Raw genomic sequence first — 13,639 nt, forward strand, 5'->3', positions numbered from 1 at the left:
GCGACACGGGCGGCTGTAACCTGTCAGATCTGACAGGTCAGCCGGGATTTATTAGAACAAACGATGCGTGAGCTTCAGCCTTCGATCGCTTTTTATCAGGCGTAAAAAAACCGGTCTGCCGTTGCCAGCAGACCGGTTCTTACTGTGCGCTGTCAGTGCTTACTGAACTTCCACCGCCAGGCTTTCACTGATCTTTTTCTGCCAGATGGCAGGACCGGTGATGTGTACGGACTCGCCCTTGCTGTCGACCGCAACGGTGACCGGCATGTCCTTGACCTCGAACTCGTAGATCGCTTCCATGCCCAGTTCGGCGAACGCCAGCACCTTGGACTTCTTGATCGCCTGGGCGACCAGGTAAGCGGCGCCGCCGACGGCCATCAGGTACACGGCCTTGCTGTCCTTGATCGCTTCGATCGCGGTCGGGCCGCGCTCGGATTTGCCGATCATGCCCAGCAGGCCAGTCTGCTCGAGGATCTGACGGGTGAACTTGTCCATCCGCGTCGCGGTGGTAGGGCCAGCCGGGCCAACCACTTCGTCACCGACCGGATCGACCGGGCCGACGTAGTAGATGAAGCGACCCTTGAGGTCAACCGGCAGGGTTTCGCCCTTGTTCAGCATCTCGACCATGCGCTTGTGCGCGGCGTCGCGACCGGTGAGCATCTTGCCGTTGAGCAGGACGGTTTCGCCCGGCTTCCAGCTCTGCACTTCTTCCGGGGTCAGGGTGTCGAGGTTGACGCGACGGGCCGACGGACCGGCTTCCCAGACGATTTCCGGGTAGGCGTCCAACGGTGGCGCTTCCAGCGAGGCCGGGCCGGAACCGTCGAGCACGAAGTGCGCGTGACGGGTGGCGGCGCAGTTGGGGATCATGCACACCGGCAGGGAGGCGGCGTGGGTCGGGTAGTCCATGATCTTCACGTCGAGCACGGTGGTCAGGCCACCGAGGCCCTGGGCGCCGATGCCCAGCTGGTTGACCTTCTCGAACAGCTCCAGGCGCATTTCTTCAATGCGGTTCTGCGGACCACGGGCTTTGAGCTCGTGAATGTCGATGGATTCCATCAACACTTCCTTGGCCATCACCGCGGCTTTCTCGGCGGTGCCGCCGATGCCGATGCCGAGCATGCCCGGTGGGCACCAGCCGGCGCCCATTTCCGGAACGGTTTTGAGCACCCAGTCGACGATCGAGTCGGACGGGTTGAGCATGGCCATCTTCGACTTGTTCTCGGAACCGCCGCCCTTGGCCGCCACGTCCACTTCCACGGTGTTACCCGGAACGATGGAGTAGTGGATAACGGCCGGGGTGTTGTCCTTGGTGTTCTTGCGAGCGCCCGCCGGGTCGGCGAGGATCGAGGCACGCAGGACGTTTTCCGGCAGGTTGTAGGCGCGACGCACGCCTTCGTTGATCATGTCGTCCAGGCCCATGGTGGCGCCATCCCAGCGCACGTCCATGCCGACACGGACAAACACGGTGACGATACCGGTGTCCTGGCAGATTGGGCGGTGGCCGGTGGCACACATGCGCGAGTTGATCAGGATCTGTGCCATCGAGTCGCGGGCCGCTGGCGATTCTTCGCGCAGGTAGGCCTCGTGCATCGCCTGGATGAAATCCACGGGGTGGTAGTAGGAAATGAACTGCAGGGCGTCGGCAACGCTCTGAATCAGGTCGTCTTGCTTGATCACGGTCATGAGTCGCGCTCCTCTAAAAGACGGGAACATTCAATTAAGGTGCTTGCAGCTTGGGTGCATCGGTCGGTTGCAAGCACCTTTCAAGGCACGCCGGGCATGCTGGCGCGACGCTAAAAAGGCGCGGCAGTATACCGCGCATCAAAGGCCTGCACACGCGCCGACAGTCAATCGTTGGTCGCATAAGCTCCTGCAACCGAGATGACCTTGCCCATGCCGAAAATTGAATGGTCATTTATCGGCCACGCCACTAAAGTGACATACGGTCTGTAGAGTAGGACGCTCTGTCAGTCTCCTTTCATTTGGTGAATCAACGATTGACCCATAACGCCATCCAGCGCCTGTTGCTTAAACGTTTCGCCCTGGCGGCCGGCACCTATGCCCTGGCATTGCTGTTGCTTTGGCTGGCGTTTTTTACTGGTCACTACGACGCGCCGCTTTCCAGTGTCGTCATCGGCAGCGTACTGGTAGTGACCAGTCAGGTCATCCTGTTCGCGGTGTTCTACAGCGGCTACAACCTGCGTCTCGCCGACCCCAGCCTGACCGAGGCGCAAGTGTTGCTGGGGCTGGGTTGGCAAACCTGGCTGATTGCCCATCTGGACGAAGCACGGGGCGCGTTTCTGGTGTTTTACGTGCTGATCCTGCTGTTCGGCCTGTTCCATCTGTCACGCCGGTCTTTTGTACGATGTGCGTTGCTGGTGTTTTGCAGTTTCAGCGCGATCACGTTGTGGGAGGGCTACCACTTCCAGCTGCCTGACCCGGCCATGGCGGTGTTGCAGGTCTGCGTGCTGTTCATCGTACTGGTGTGGCTGGTGCTGTATGCCCGCCATGTCCAGGCCTCGCGACAGCGTATGCGTCAGCGGCGTTTTGCGTTGCAGGCACACCAGGACACATTGCGCGGGATGATGCGTCAGCTCGAAGACCTGGTGGCCACCGACGAGCTGACCGGCCTGTTCAATCGCCGGCATTTCCTGCGCCTTGCTTCCCGCGAGTTGAAAGCCATGGATGCGGGTGTCATGCATGGCCTGGCGTTGATCGATCTTGACCATTTCAAACGCATCAACGACCTGCACGGCCATGCCGCCGGCGATCAGGTGCTGCAAGCCTTTGCCGGCGTAGCCACCGCGTGCCTGCGCGACGGTGACGTTCTGGCTCGCTACGGTGGCGAAGAGTTCGTGGTGCTGCTGCCCGATTGTGATGCCGACAGTCTGACTTCGTGCTGCGAACGACTGCGCATTGCATTCACCGATGTCGAATTGATCGGGCTGAATGTGCGTAACCTCAGCCTGTCCGCCGGCATGACCCTGCTGGAACTCGGCGACGACCTCGATGATGCCCTGCAACAGGCCGATCAGGCGCTCTATCGCGCCAAACGTGATGGCCGCAACCGATGCGCGGCAGCGTGGGAGAACGTCGATGCCTGAGCTGCGGGTCGGCGAGCGCCACTGGTCGGTGGCGGCGGGCAGCAATCTGCTCGATGCGCTGAATCAGAACGGCGTACCGGTGCCTTACAGTTGCCGCGCCGGCAGTTGCCATGCGTGCCTGGTGCAGTGTGTACGGGGCCTGCCGAGTGACAGCCGCCCGGATGCCCTGAGTGCACAGCAGCGTGAACAGGGCTGGCGACTGGCGTGCCAGTGCCAGGTGGTCGAGGACTTGCAGGTGCATGCCTTCGACCCGCTAGAGGACGGTCGCCCGGCCGAGGTTGCGGCTGTCGATTGGTTGAGCGACAGCGTGTTGCGCTTGCGCTTGACCCCGCAGCGACCGTTGCGCTACAGCGCCGGCCAGCATCTGGTGTTGTGGGCGGGCAGCGTTGCGCGGCCGTATTCCCTTGCCAGCCTGCCGGAAGACGACCGCTTTCTGGAGTTTCACCTCGATTGTCGCCTGCCGGGGGAGTTCAGCGATGCAGCCCGCCAGTTGAACATCGGCGATCCGATGCGTCTCGGCGAGTTGCGCGGCGGGGCGTTGCACTACGACCCTGACTGGCACACCCGACCGTTGTGGCTTATGGCGGCCGGCACCGGGTTGGGGCCGTTGTTTGGCGTATTGCGCGAAGCGCTGCGCCACGATCATCAGGGCGCCATCCGTGTCATTCACCTGGCCCATGATGCCGATGAGCACTACCTGGCAAAACCACTGCAAGCCATGGCCGCCAGCCGTCCTAACCTGAGTGTCGAACTGTGGACCCCGGCCGAGTTGCCAGCGGCTTTGGCGCAACTGCGGCTTGTTTCGCGGCAAACCCTGGCCTTACTCTGCGGAGCCCCCGACAGTGTCGACGCCTTTGCCCGGCGCCTGTACCTGGCGGGATTGCCGCGCAATCAACTGCTGGCCGATGTGTTCCTGCCCCGTGGTTGAGCGCTGACTTTCAGACGCGAGACCTGCCATGACCGATGCCATCCAAGTTGAACGCGAACGCGGCCTGTTGACCCTGCGCCTGAATCGCCCGGACAAGAAAAACGCCCTGACCCGCGCCATGTACAGCCACCTGGCCGAAGCGTTGAAACAGGCCGACAGCGACCCCGAGATCAACGCCGTGCTGATCACCGGCTCCGCCGAATGCTTCACCGCCGGCAACGACATCGCCGATTTCATCCAGCAACCGCCGAGCGGCCTCGACAGCCCGGTATTCCAGTTCATGCTCAGCCTGCTTGAATGCCGCAAACCGGTGATCGCCGCCGTGGCTGGAGCGGCGGTGGGCATTGGCACGACGATGTTGCTGCATTGCGATCTGGTCTACGTCAGCCGTGATGCGCGCTTGCGCATGCCGTTCGTCAACCTGGGTTTATGCCCTGAATTTGGTTCCAGCCTGCTCCTGCCGCGCTTGCTCGGGCATGCCAAAGCGGCGGAGTTATTGCTGCTCGGTGAGGGGTTCAATGGTGAACAGGCTGCTGCGTGGGGCATTGCGTCCGAGGCGCTGGGCAGTGGCGAAGAAGTCTTGGCCAAGGCGCGGGAAATGGCGCTGCGCTTCGAGACGCTGCCACCGGAAGCGGTGCGTATCAGCAAGCAATTGATGAAGGCGCCGGATCGCGAGTTGTTGCGCAGGGTGATCGAAGAGGAGGGGGCGTTGTTCACCCAGCGGTTGAGTTCGCCGGAAGCACTGGCTGCGTTGACCGGGTTCATCAAGCGGCATTGAGTCTTTCGCTGACTGTACCGGCCCCTTCGCGAGCAAGCCCGCTCCCACATTGACCGGAGTTGCTAACAAATCATGTGACCAATACAAAACCCTGTGGGAGCGGGCTTGCTCGCGAAGGGGCCCGATCAGTCAACACACCTGTTGGATCAGAAAACAAAAAGCCCCGCCATTCACATGGCGGGGCTTTCGTTTTTCAGCAACCGGTCACTCAGACCATCGGGTCGCCAACGTGCAGGATCTTCATGCCGTTGGTGCCGCCGGTGGTGTGGTAGCTGTCGCCCTTGGTCAGGATGACCCAGTCGCCTTTCTCCACGACGCCGCGCTTGACCAGCTCGTCGATTGCCTTCTGGCTGACTTCGTTCGGTGCCAGCGAAGCCGGATCGAACGGGATGGTGTACACGCCGCGGAACATGGCCGCGCGAGCCTGGGCTTCGCGGTGCGGGGTGAACGCGTAGATCGGCACCGAGGAACGGATGCGCGACATGATCAGCGGGGTGTAGCCACTTTCGGTCAGGGCGATGATCGCTTTCACGCCCGGGAAGTGGTTGGCGGTGTACATGGTCGCCAGTGCGATGCTTTCGTCGCAGCGCTCGAACTCTTTGCCGATGCGGTGGCTGGAGGTCTTGCTGGTCGGGTGCTTTTCGGCACCGACGCAGATACGCGCCATGGCCTGAACGGCTTCCAGCGGGTACAGGCCGGCGGCACTTTCGGCCGAGAGCATCACGGCATCGGTGTAGTCGAGCACGGCGTTGGCCACGTCGGACACTTCGGCGCGGGTCGGCATCGGGTTCTGGATCATCGACTCCATCATCTGGGTCGCAACGATCACAGCCTTGTTGTGGCGGCGTGCGTGCAGAATGATCTTCTTCTGGATGCCCACCAGCTCGGCGTCGCCGATTTCCACACCCAGGTCACCACGGGCAACCATTACCGCGTCGGACGCCTTGATCAGGCCGTCGAGGGTTTCGTCATCGGCCACGGCTTCGGCGCGTTCGATCTTCGCCACCAGCCAGGCAGTGCCGCCGGCCTCGTCGCGCAGTTGACGGGCGTATTCCATGTCGGCGGCGTCACGCGGGAAGGATACCGCGAGGTAGTCGACTTGCATTTCCGCAGCGAGCTTGATGTCAGCCTTGTCTTTTTCAGTCAGGGCCGGAGCGGTCAGGCCGCCACCGCGACGGTTGATGCCTTTGTGGTCGGACAGCGGGCCGCCGATGGTCACGGTGCAGTTCAGTTCGGTGGCAGTGGCGGTATCGACGCGCATCACCACGCGACCGTCGTCGAGCAGCAGCTCGTCGCCCACGCCGCAGTCCTTGACCAGGTCCGGGTAGTCGATGCCGACCACTTGCTGATTGCCTTCGGTCAGAGGATGGCTGGTGGAGAAGGTGAATTGATCACCGATCTTCAGCTCGATCTTCTTGTTGGCGAATTTGGCGATACGGATTTTCGGGCCTTGCAGGTCACCCAGCAGGGCGACGAAGCGACCGTGCTTGGCCGCGAGGTCACGCACCAGCTTCGCGCGAGCCTTGTGCTCGTCGGGAGTGCCGTGGGAGAAGTTCAGGCGGGCGACGTCCAGGCCAGCCAGGATCAGCTGTTCGAGAACTTCCGGCGAGTTACTGGCCGGGCCAAGGGTGGCGACGATTTTGGTACGACGGACGGACATGCAAAGACTCCTGAGTTCAAGCGCTGAGTGAGGCTACTATGCTCCGAAGGTGTAGTCATTGTTCGTTTGCACTACTTTTTCGTGAAGAGCCTGGTTTTTTTGAAGAACCTGGTTATTGCCTTCCTTATGGAGCCAGGCAACTTCTCGCTTCTACAGCCTGAAGATTTCCGACCACGGGTCGATACAGGGTTCAAGACAGGAGATCCCCCATGCGATTCGTGCTCATTGCCGCCCTTGCCATCAGCGTCCTCAGTGTCACGGGCTGCACCCGTTGGTCGATGAACCATCATTTGAACAATGCCTACAGCGCCTATGACCGGGGCAATTGCGAGCAAGTGATGCTCGAGCTGTCCAAAGTCGAACGCGACAGCCGCGCGCGGCCTTACGTGTGGCCGGAAGTGTCGATGATGCGCGGCCAGTGCCTGGAACGGCAGAAGATGTTCATCGATGCGGCCCAGACCTACCAGTTCATGATTGACTCGTATCCGCAAAGCGAATACGCCTACCGCGCCCGCGCCCGCCTGGAAACCTTGCAGAGCCTGGGCCACTACCCGATGCGCAGTGCCGCAGCGGCAAAACCGACACAGTACTGATGGCAGGCATCATTCAATCGCTGGTTCCCCGGCGGTGGTGAGCTATAGTCGAATAAACCGGTTCTGGAGCCTTGCCTCTGAACCGGGGCAACACCTGTGACCGGCACAAGCAAGACTCTGCGCTTCAAGAACTGGCGCACCGGAAGCGGGGAGAGCGGGCAAAGACTTATGCGTACCCGTTCCGAAGCAGTAGTGCGGCTCTGCTTAAGAGCCTTGCATAGCGATATTGCACATGTTCACCGACCGCCGAATCGAGCGGCATCAACTGCCGTACTTCCTGAAAGTATTCAACGGCACCACCGACAAACCCATCGGTTTTCTGGGCAACGTCTCTGAAGACGGGCTGATGCTCATCAGCCAGCTGCCGATGATGATCGGCGCGGACTTCAACCTGCGCCTGAAAATTCCCGCCAGCGAAGGTGGCCAGCGGATCATCAACCTGCAAGCCTGTTGCCTGTGGTGCCATGAAGACGTGACCCCTCAACATTACGACGCCGGGTTCAGCCTGCAACGGGCACCGCCGGAGTTTGGGCAACTGGTGGAGGCGTTGAAGCAGTATTTCAGTTTTCTGCCGTTGCCGGCTTCAGCCTGACAGCCGTGCTCAGGTCAATGTCGTCCGGAATATTCCCCAGTTCATCCAGTTGAAGACTTCTTTGCCATTCGTCTGAACTGTCATTTGTTACAGGTGCTCTCACGCCAGAAGATGGTGTAGCAATAGCACTGTGGAACAACTGACCGTTTTATGATCGGGGATTTGAAAATGACAACACTTCAAGACGACCAGCATCCGTTGATTGATATTCGTCCGCCCGTCGTTAACAGCCCTAAGGCCGGAGAGGTTTATCGCTCACCTTTTTACGTTGATATTACCCGTGGTGAAGGCGGGACTTACGCTGCGAAGAAGTTCAAAATCCACTTTTATTATGACGGCCCTTATGCAGAAAGAGACGCGCATTTGGGGCGCTATCAGATGGAAATGGATCCAGGCCCTCATGAATTGCATACGCTCGCGGTATGGTACAGCGGTTCACAAAATGAAGAGTCGGATTGGGTATTTATCAAATATTTTTATGTTTTAACCCCACCAGTCGATTGACTTCCACCCTTCGAAATCCTTTAAAAACTGTTCAAGTGCCTTTGGGGAAATGGGCACTCGTTCCTGGGTGCCTGGCATTTTCCAATCGCCTCTGATTACCCACTGCTGGTGAACGCTTTTATTGGAATCAAACGCCGTTCTCAAACTTCAATCCACTTTACCGTTCGTCTGAACTGTCATTTATGGCAGGTGATTTTCGGCGCAGGTAAAGCGTAAAAAAACCACGAAAGGGTAAATGCAAATATCTCCCTTCGTTGCCGCCCGGTGCTCGATCACCCAGACTTTCAGGAGATTTACAATGAGCAACGACTCGACCTCGCCTCTCAAGCAACTCCTGGATCTGACGCCGGGCACAGATGAGCCCGCCGTGCAAAGCAACTACGAGCGCTTCGTCGCGGAAGGCGGCTCGGTTTTCGACCTGCTGAAGTTGGGGCGTCAAGAAGTCGTGGAGACGTTCGGGCTGCACAGCCGCGCTGCCCAGGCATTGCTGGACAAGGCGCGGAGTCTTGCGGTGCATACCGCTCGCGAGTTCCGTGAGCAGCGCCTGGTGACTCATGCACCGCCCAATCCCTTGCATCGCACCGGAATCCAGGCGCTGGTGGATACGCCGACGTTCGACGATTTGTTCGATCCCGATTGGGAGGGTGCCAGCCCCTCGCAAAGTCCGGATTCGAGCATCTCGCCAGCGGCCTATTTCGTGAGGCTGGTCTTGCTGGCCCGGCAGCTGGAAGGTCGCGCGACGGGCGGGGCCGGATTCATCAAGCTGGATACTCGGCGGCCGGACCTGGACGACCTCATCATTGATTCGGTGAGCATGTTCCAGATCAAGCCGACGGTGACCCTGGTCAATGAGGTGCTGGAAAGCATCATCAAATCGTTCATCAGCAACAATTCCGCCCCCGTGAATGCAGACGACAAAGTGGTCGATGACCGCTTGCTGGAAACGCGTTTTCCATTTCGCACCATGCCGTTCGAGTGGTATGCCGAACAATGGAAGCAGGTTCTGGAGGAGAACAAGTTGTCGCTGGGGGAAGTGGTGCGGGCCATTGACCTGACGGCGCCGTATTTCAAGCAATTGGGGGTTCAGGGAAACCTTTCGGACATTGCCCTGCGTCAATCCTGCAATATCGGGCCCCAGGGCCAGCGGATGCTCCTGGAAAACTTTCTGTTTCCCAACAACCCGGACAAAGCAGCGTTCTACAAAAGAGACTTTGGCTCCACTGGGAAGGCATTGTTGGACTCGGTGCACTTCTGTGCCCAGACCTCGATCGATGCGCAGACGCTTACGTCCTTTTTATCGATCGAAGACTGTTTGCCCAAGCTATCGGACAACGTCGCCGCGGGCGTTGTACCCGCGGCCTCCCCCAAGGTTTTTGGCTCAGCGTTCATCAACGATGGTGCAACCGCTGCGATGGACCTCAGTACGCCGGCCAATGGCACGCGCGAATTCACAAACAGTACCGATAACCGCTTTGAACGCATGAGCCGGATGTTGCGTCTGAGCCGTTGGTTGAAATTGCCTGTGGAGCAAACTGATCGTCTGGTCATGGCCGCAATCCGGGCTGAGCAACGGGCCGACCTCGTCGATTCGCAAGACCTGGCAGATGCGCCGAAGCGGATCACCAACAATACCCTTCGGGCGATCGGTCTGTTCCAGGAGTTTCGTCTGCGCTTCAAGTGCACTGCCGAGCAATTCGCTGCGTTGATTGACGAAATCTCTCCTTATGGCCGTGGGGAAGAACTCTCGCAGTTCGACCGGATCTTCAATGCCCAGGCTTTGTTCGATACGCCTTTAACGTTGAGTAACGTCTCCTTCGCAATCGACCCGCAGACCCGCGCCGATAAACGCATCGTCGACCATATTTGCAGCAGTCTGGGGATCAACCAGGAAGCCTGGCGCTATCTGGCGCGGTTCGTGGCCAAGAGTTACAACCTGATGGACGAATTGCAGTGCAGTCTGCCGGTTCTCTCGTCCTTCTATCGTCATGTGTTACTGGCTGCGTTTCTCGGAATCAGCGCGATAGAACTGGGGGCGTTGCTGGAGGCCTTGAGTAACAAGGGGGGCAGTGAACTGTTGCAGCGGGTGCTGGGCGAACCCCGTTTGCGGGTCAGCGGCGCCACCAGTAATGGCGATGTATTGAGTGTGATGCATGCTGTGCACTCCTGCGTTCAATGGTGTCAGGACAATGAGTTGAGCGTGTCCTGGCTGGTGCAGCATGTCACCCCGAGGATTGCTCCACCCTTGGCCACTGAGGCCGACACGATGCTGTTGCAGGAACTGCACAAACGCCTGCAACCGGTGCGGCTCTATGAAGAGGCGCTGAGGGCGGTAGGTGGGTCCCCCCATAACAATTATTACGGGGGGTGGCTGGAACTGCTCGAAGAGGTCGTCGATGAGGATGGCCTGGTGTTGAGTCACACGGGCGAAGCGGATGACTACGAACGGCTGGCACGTGGGGAAATTGAAGCGGCGGTGACCCTGGCGCAGGTTCGGCAAGAAGATTTCGAACGGGTTTGTGAGGCGATTCTGGCCCTGCTGCTGCAGGCTCGGGACGCTCAGAATGCGGTGGTTCAGGAAAGCTTGTCAGTGTACCTGAGCCTTTCCCAGGACCTGGTGTTGCCGTTACTCAAATGGGTCAACAGAGGTGGTGTCCACATGTTGCTGCTGGACACCACTCGGGCGCTGGAAGCGGTGACTTCTGGCTCTGAAAAGGTCAATGTCGGTGATGAGGTGTTAAACCTGCTGGCACATTTGGTGCGGCGCGCAGACGTCGTGCAAAAGCTGGGGCTCAGTTCCGCAATGCTGGTCGCTCTGACCACCCGGCATAACTGGCAGTGGCTCGACCTCAGACACCCGGAGACGATATCCATCGGTTCCTTGTATTACTTGACACTGTTTCAGCGAATGGTGGCCTTTACCGGGCAGCCGGCGGAAAAACTGCTGCATTACCTGGAGTTGGTAAACACCTTGCCCACCTATCTGACGCCGGAAGACCTGCGCCTGATTCGTGATTCGGCAGCGAGCAAGCTGGCGGAAGTGGTGAAGTGGGGGGTAAGGGAAGTGTTGGAGTGCATTCTCTATATCAGCCCGTCAATGCCGGTCGTGCGTGATCTTTTAGCCCTCGACACATTGATTCGCATTCGAGGTTTGGCATCCAGCAGCGGGCTGGACGCCAAGGCCATTATCGGATTGGGCGCGCTCACCCCGGACAGCGACAAACATGCCTGCCGCAGTGCGGCCGAACATGTACTGGAATGCTTGTCCGAATCGGCGGTACACGGCCAGTCTCAGGTATTCGGTGAAATCGGCCAGAGCGTGACGCACGACATCAGGTGTCTCAACGACACCCTGATCGCTAATGTGAGTAATCAAGTCGCGCTGGTTGAATTGACGTTGCGTGACCTGACCAATCAGGTATTGCCGAATATCACCGTGACCTGGAGCAGTGATCGTCCAGGGCTGATGGAGTCGGTCTCTATCACCGATCATGAGGGGCGCGCGGTGATTCACTTCAAGCCGGAAAAAGGATCCTGGATGGGCGCCGTGCAAGTGAAAGGCACCTACGGTCTGGCTCAAACGGTGTATGCACCGAAAATCCTGATCGACTGCGATGAATTCTCCCTGGGCTTCAGCCTCGACAGTACTGAGGATCCGGGAAAAGACGAGACATTCCTTGCTGGCGGACAGGCGTTTTTCCCTGTGTATGTTCAGCTTGTCGATAGACACGGGAATCCGGGGCGCGGCCGTGCCGTGACATTCGCCGGGAAGGGTGTGGTTGCCGATCCGCTGGTGGTGGTGACCGACGATCAGGGCTATGCCCGAACCAAAGTCAGAAGTATGGAACCGGTGGAAAAGGCCAGTCTGGTGGCGAGCTACAGCACCAAGGATCCCCTCGTCATCAACAACATCACGTTTGTTGACAAGCCGTTCATCAAACTGCTGGAGGCAACCTCGATGGCTGTCGTCGGGCAACCACTTGTGTTGAGTTGTCACGTTATCGGTTTGACCAAGAAGCCGGCGCCTGGTGTGAAAGTCGAGTTCTTCAAAGGAGAAACGAAGCTTGGAGAGGGCACTACCTCGGCCGTGGGGATTGCGCAGTACACCGTGACCACGCCAACCGACGGAGATCAGACCTATATCGCCAAGGTCGAAATGGGCGAGCAACGGCTTGATGTCTACGTGGCTAAAACGGCAGTGATCCATGGTGAGTCTACTGACTTCCTGTACCCGATAGCGGGCTCGGGGACGCCGACCTTGTTGTGGGTCGCCGTCCGGGAGGAAGCGAACAACCAGTCCAGGCTCATACCCAACAGCCCGGTTGAATGGACGGTGCAAAAAAACGGAGGGAGCAGTTCGACGCGGGTCGATATCTCCACCGATGTATTGGGCCGTTCGACCTTTGCGTTCGAGGCGGATGCAGAGGGGGACTACGTGGTGACCGCCAGGCTCAAGAGCACCACAGGGCAAATACGCACGTTCAATCTCAAAGTCGTTCCGGCCATTCAGTGGACTTACAAACTGATCGATACCACAACCAATGCCGTTATCAGTGGGGCGCCTCTGGCGTTTATCCGCGGGCGCCAATACAGACTCGAGATTGACCTGCCAACGTCGGTGGACCTCAAGGATGCCCGGGCGATGCTGATCTGGAGCGGAGAGCTCTCGGCCAAAGGCCTGGGAATGATCTTCAGCCCGCCCACCGGGGCCTACGTCATCATCGGCGGCAATACGAAACTCCACTGGGATGTCGATTGCAAGGACCTGCGCAATGGCGCATTCGACTTGACCTTCTTCTGCAATCGTCTCGACCAGCGCCTGGTATTGCCGGGCCGGCTGGACGCACCGCCGCCGGTGCTGATCTATCCCGCCACTGGCAACACCGTGGAAGTTCAGCCCTTGCTTAAAGGTACTGGCAGTCCATCGGCGCAGATTTATGTGTTTGAAGGCAGGGGTGGGCCGTTGTTGGCGCGTACCAGTGTGGGGAATGACGGGCAGTGGTCGGTGCGGATGCCTGAACCGCTGGCGATGGGGCCGCATGTGATTTCAGTGAAACAGCGGCATATCGATACGACCGAGGCTTGGGCACCGGATGTTCGGGTGACAGTAAACAGCTCTATTGCCGCAGCAGCGATAGTGAGCCCGATAGTAAAAGCAAAAGTAGATCCTGCGTCCTGGATTGAAGGGGTGGGGTTGCCGGGAGCGGAAATTAATGTGTGCCGGGCTAAATACGGAACGGTGTATGCCGCGGGGGTTGTTGGTTCAGACGGGCGCTGGCGGGTTCAGCTTCACCCTCCCTTGGCCGTTGGTACACATTTTCTTGAAGCCAATTTGAAGGTCGGTTCCGTGACCTCCCCCTGGATGGGCTACGACCATGAAATTGTTGTTGTTGCCAGAGGTTGATCGAGTTTCGGGGGTAGTAACCGTCTTGAATACAGCGATTTTTTTCACTGGCGGTACTGACGTGTAATTGCCGCTGCAA

9 protein-coding genes are annotated in these 13,639 nt (G+C 59.0%); 7 read left to right on the forward strand and 2 right to left on the reverse strand.

What is annotated here, in order from left to right; translation table 11 throughout:
* Positions 1–159: 159 nt before the first annotated feature.
* Complete coding sequence (locus ACCD00_RS13710) at positions 160–1,683, reverse strand: fumarate hydratase (RefSeq protein WP_413425234.1); 1,524 nt, start codon at positions 1,681–1,683, stop codon at positions 160–162.
* A 314-nt stretch (positions 1,684–1,997) separates the two neighbouring features.
* On the opposite strand from ACCD00_RS13710, the gene ACCD00_RS13715 reads away from it, so the two are divergent.
* Genes ACCD00_RS13715 through ACCD00_RS13725 form a run of 3 tightly spaced genes read left to right on the forward strand, consistent with a single transcriptional unit; the run spans position 1,998 to position 4,810 of the window.
* Complete coding sequence (locus tag ACCD00_RS13715; RefSeq protein ID WP_413425236.1) at positions 1,998–3,104, forward strand: GGDEF domain-containing protein; 1,107 nt, start codon at positions 1,998–2,000, stop codon at positions 3,102–3,104.
* Complete coding sequence (locus ACCD00_RS13720) at positions 3,097–4,032, forward strand: iron-sulfur-binding ferredoxin reductase (RefSeq protein ID WP_413425238.1); 936 nt, start codon at positions 3,097–3,099, stop codon at positions 4,030–4,032. The genes ACCD00_RS13715 and ACCD00_RS13720 overlap by 8 nt, the downstream gene beginning before the upstream one ends.
* Positions 4,033–4,060: 28 nt before the next feature.
* The gene (locus ACCD00_RS13725) at positions 4,061–4,810 is read left to right on the forward strand and encodes an enoyl-CoA hydratase-related protein (protein WP_413425240.1); all 750 of its coding nucleotides are present in this window, start codon (positions 4,061–4,063) and stop codon (positions 4,808–4,810) included.
* A 208-nt stretch (positions 4,811–5,018) separates the two neighbouring features.
* Here ACCD00_RS13725 and pyk read toward each other — a convergent pair whose 3' ends face one another.
* Positions 5,019–6,470: a pyruvate kinase gene (gene pyk, locus ACCD00_RS13730; protein ID WP_413425242.1), complete on the reverse strand. Its 1,452-nt coding sequence runs from the start codon at positions 6,468–6,470 to the stop codon at positions 5,019–5,021.
* Between the two features lie 209 nt (positions 6,471–6,679).
* On the opposite strand from pyk, the gene ACCD00_RS13735 reads away from it, so the two are divergent.
* The 4 genes from ACCD00_RS13735 to ACCD00_RS13750 all read left to right on the forward strand — a co-directional run bounded on the left by ACCD00_RS13735 (position 6,680) and on the right by ACCD00_RS13750 (position 13,560).
* Positions 6,680–7,063 carry a tetratricopeptide repeat protein gene (locus ACCD00_RS13735; protein WP_413425244.1) on the forward strand — a complete coding sequence of 128 codons (384 nt, stop codon included), beginning with the start codon at positions 6,680–6,682 and terminating at the stop codon, positions 7,061–7,063.
* Positions 7,064–7,295: 232 nt separating this feature from the next.
* Positions 7,296–7,655, forward strand: a complete 360-nt coding sequence (locus ACCD00_RS13740) for a PilZ domain-containing protein (RefSeq protein WP_413425246.1) — start codon at positions 7,296–7,298, stop codon at positions 7,653–7,655.
* Positions 7,656–7,823: 168 nt separating this feature from the next.
* On the forward strand, positions 7,824–8,159 hold the full coding sequence (locus ACCD00_RS13745; RefSeq protein WP_413425248.1) for a hypothetical protein: 336 nt from the start codon (positions 7,824–7,826) through the stop codon (positions 8,157–8,159).
* A gap of 298 nt (positions 8,160–8,457) precedes the next feature.
* On the forward strand, positions 8,458–13,560 hold the full coding sequence (locus ACCD00_RS13750) for a Tc toxin subunit A (protein WP_413425250.1): 5,103 nt from the start codon (positions 8,458–8,460) through the stop codon (positions 13,558–13,560).
* Positions 13,561–13,639 lie beyond the last annotated feature (79 nt).

The sequence above is a fragment of the Pseudomonas sp. Pseusp3 genome (assembly GCF_047304225.1).
Taxonomy (GTDB): Bacteria; Pseudomonadota; Gammaproteobacteria; order Pseudomonadales; family Pseudomonadaceae; genus Aquipseudomonas; species Aquipseudomonas fluorescens_CD.

What these genes read in the sequence shown, in the direction of transcription:
- ACCD00_RS13710 (WP_413425234.1), bottom strand. Translation starts at nt 1,683, where the DNA reads ATGACCGTGATCAAGCAAGACGACCTGATTCAGAGCGTTGCCGACGCC.
- ACCD00_RS13720 (WP_413425238.1), top strand. Translation starts at nt 3,097, where the DNA reads ATGCCTGAGCTGCGGGTCGGCGAGCGCCACTGGTCGGTGGCGGCGGGC.
- ACCD00_RS13725 (WP_413425240.1), top strand. Translation starts at nt 4,061, where the DNA reads ATGACCGATGCCATCCAAGTTGAACGCGAACGCGGCCTGTTGACCCTG.
- pyk (WP_413425242.1), bottom strand. Translation starts at nt 6,470, where the DNA reads ATGTCCGTCCGTCGTACCAAAATCGTCGCCACCCTTGGCCCGGCCAGT.
- ACCD00_RS13735 (WP_413425244.1), top strand. Translation starts at nt 6,680, where the DNA reads ATGCGATTCGTGCTCATTGCCGCCCTTGCCATCAGCGTCCTCAGTGTC.
- ACCD00_RS13740 (WP_413425246.1), top strand. Translation starts at nt 7,296, where the DNA reads ATGTTCACCGACCGCCGAATCGAGCGGCATCAACTGCCGTACTTCCTG.
- ACCD00_RS13745 (WP_413425248.1), top strand. Translation starts at nt 7,824, where the DNA reads ATGACAACACTTCAAGACGACCAGCATCCGTTGATTGATATTCGTCCG.
- ACCD00_RS13750 (WP_413425250.1), top strand. Translation starts at nt 8,458, where the DNA reads ATGAGCAACGACTCGACCTCGCCTCTCAAGCAACTCCTGGATCTGACG.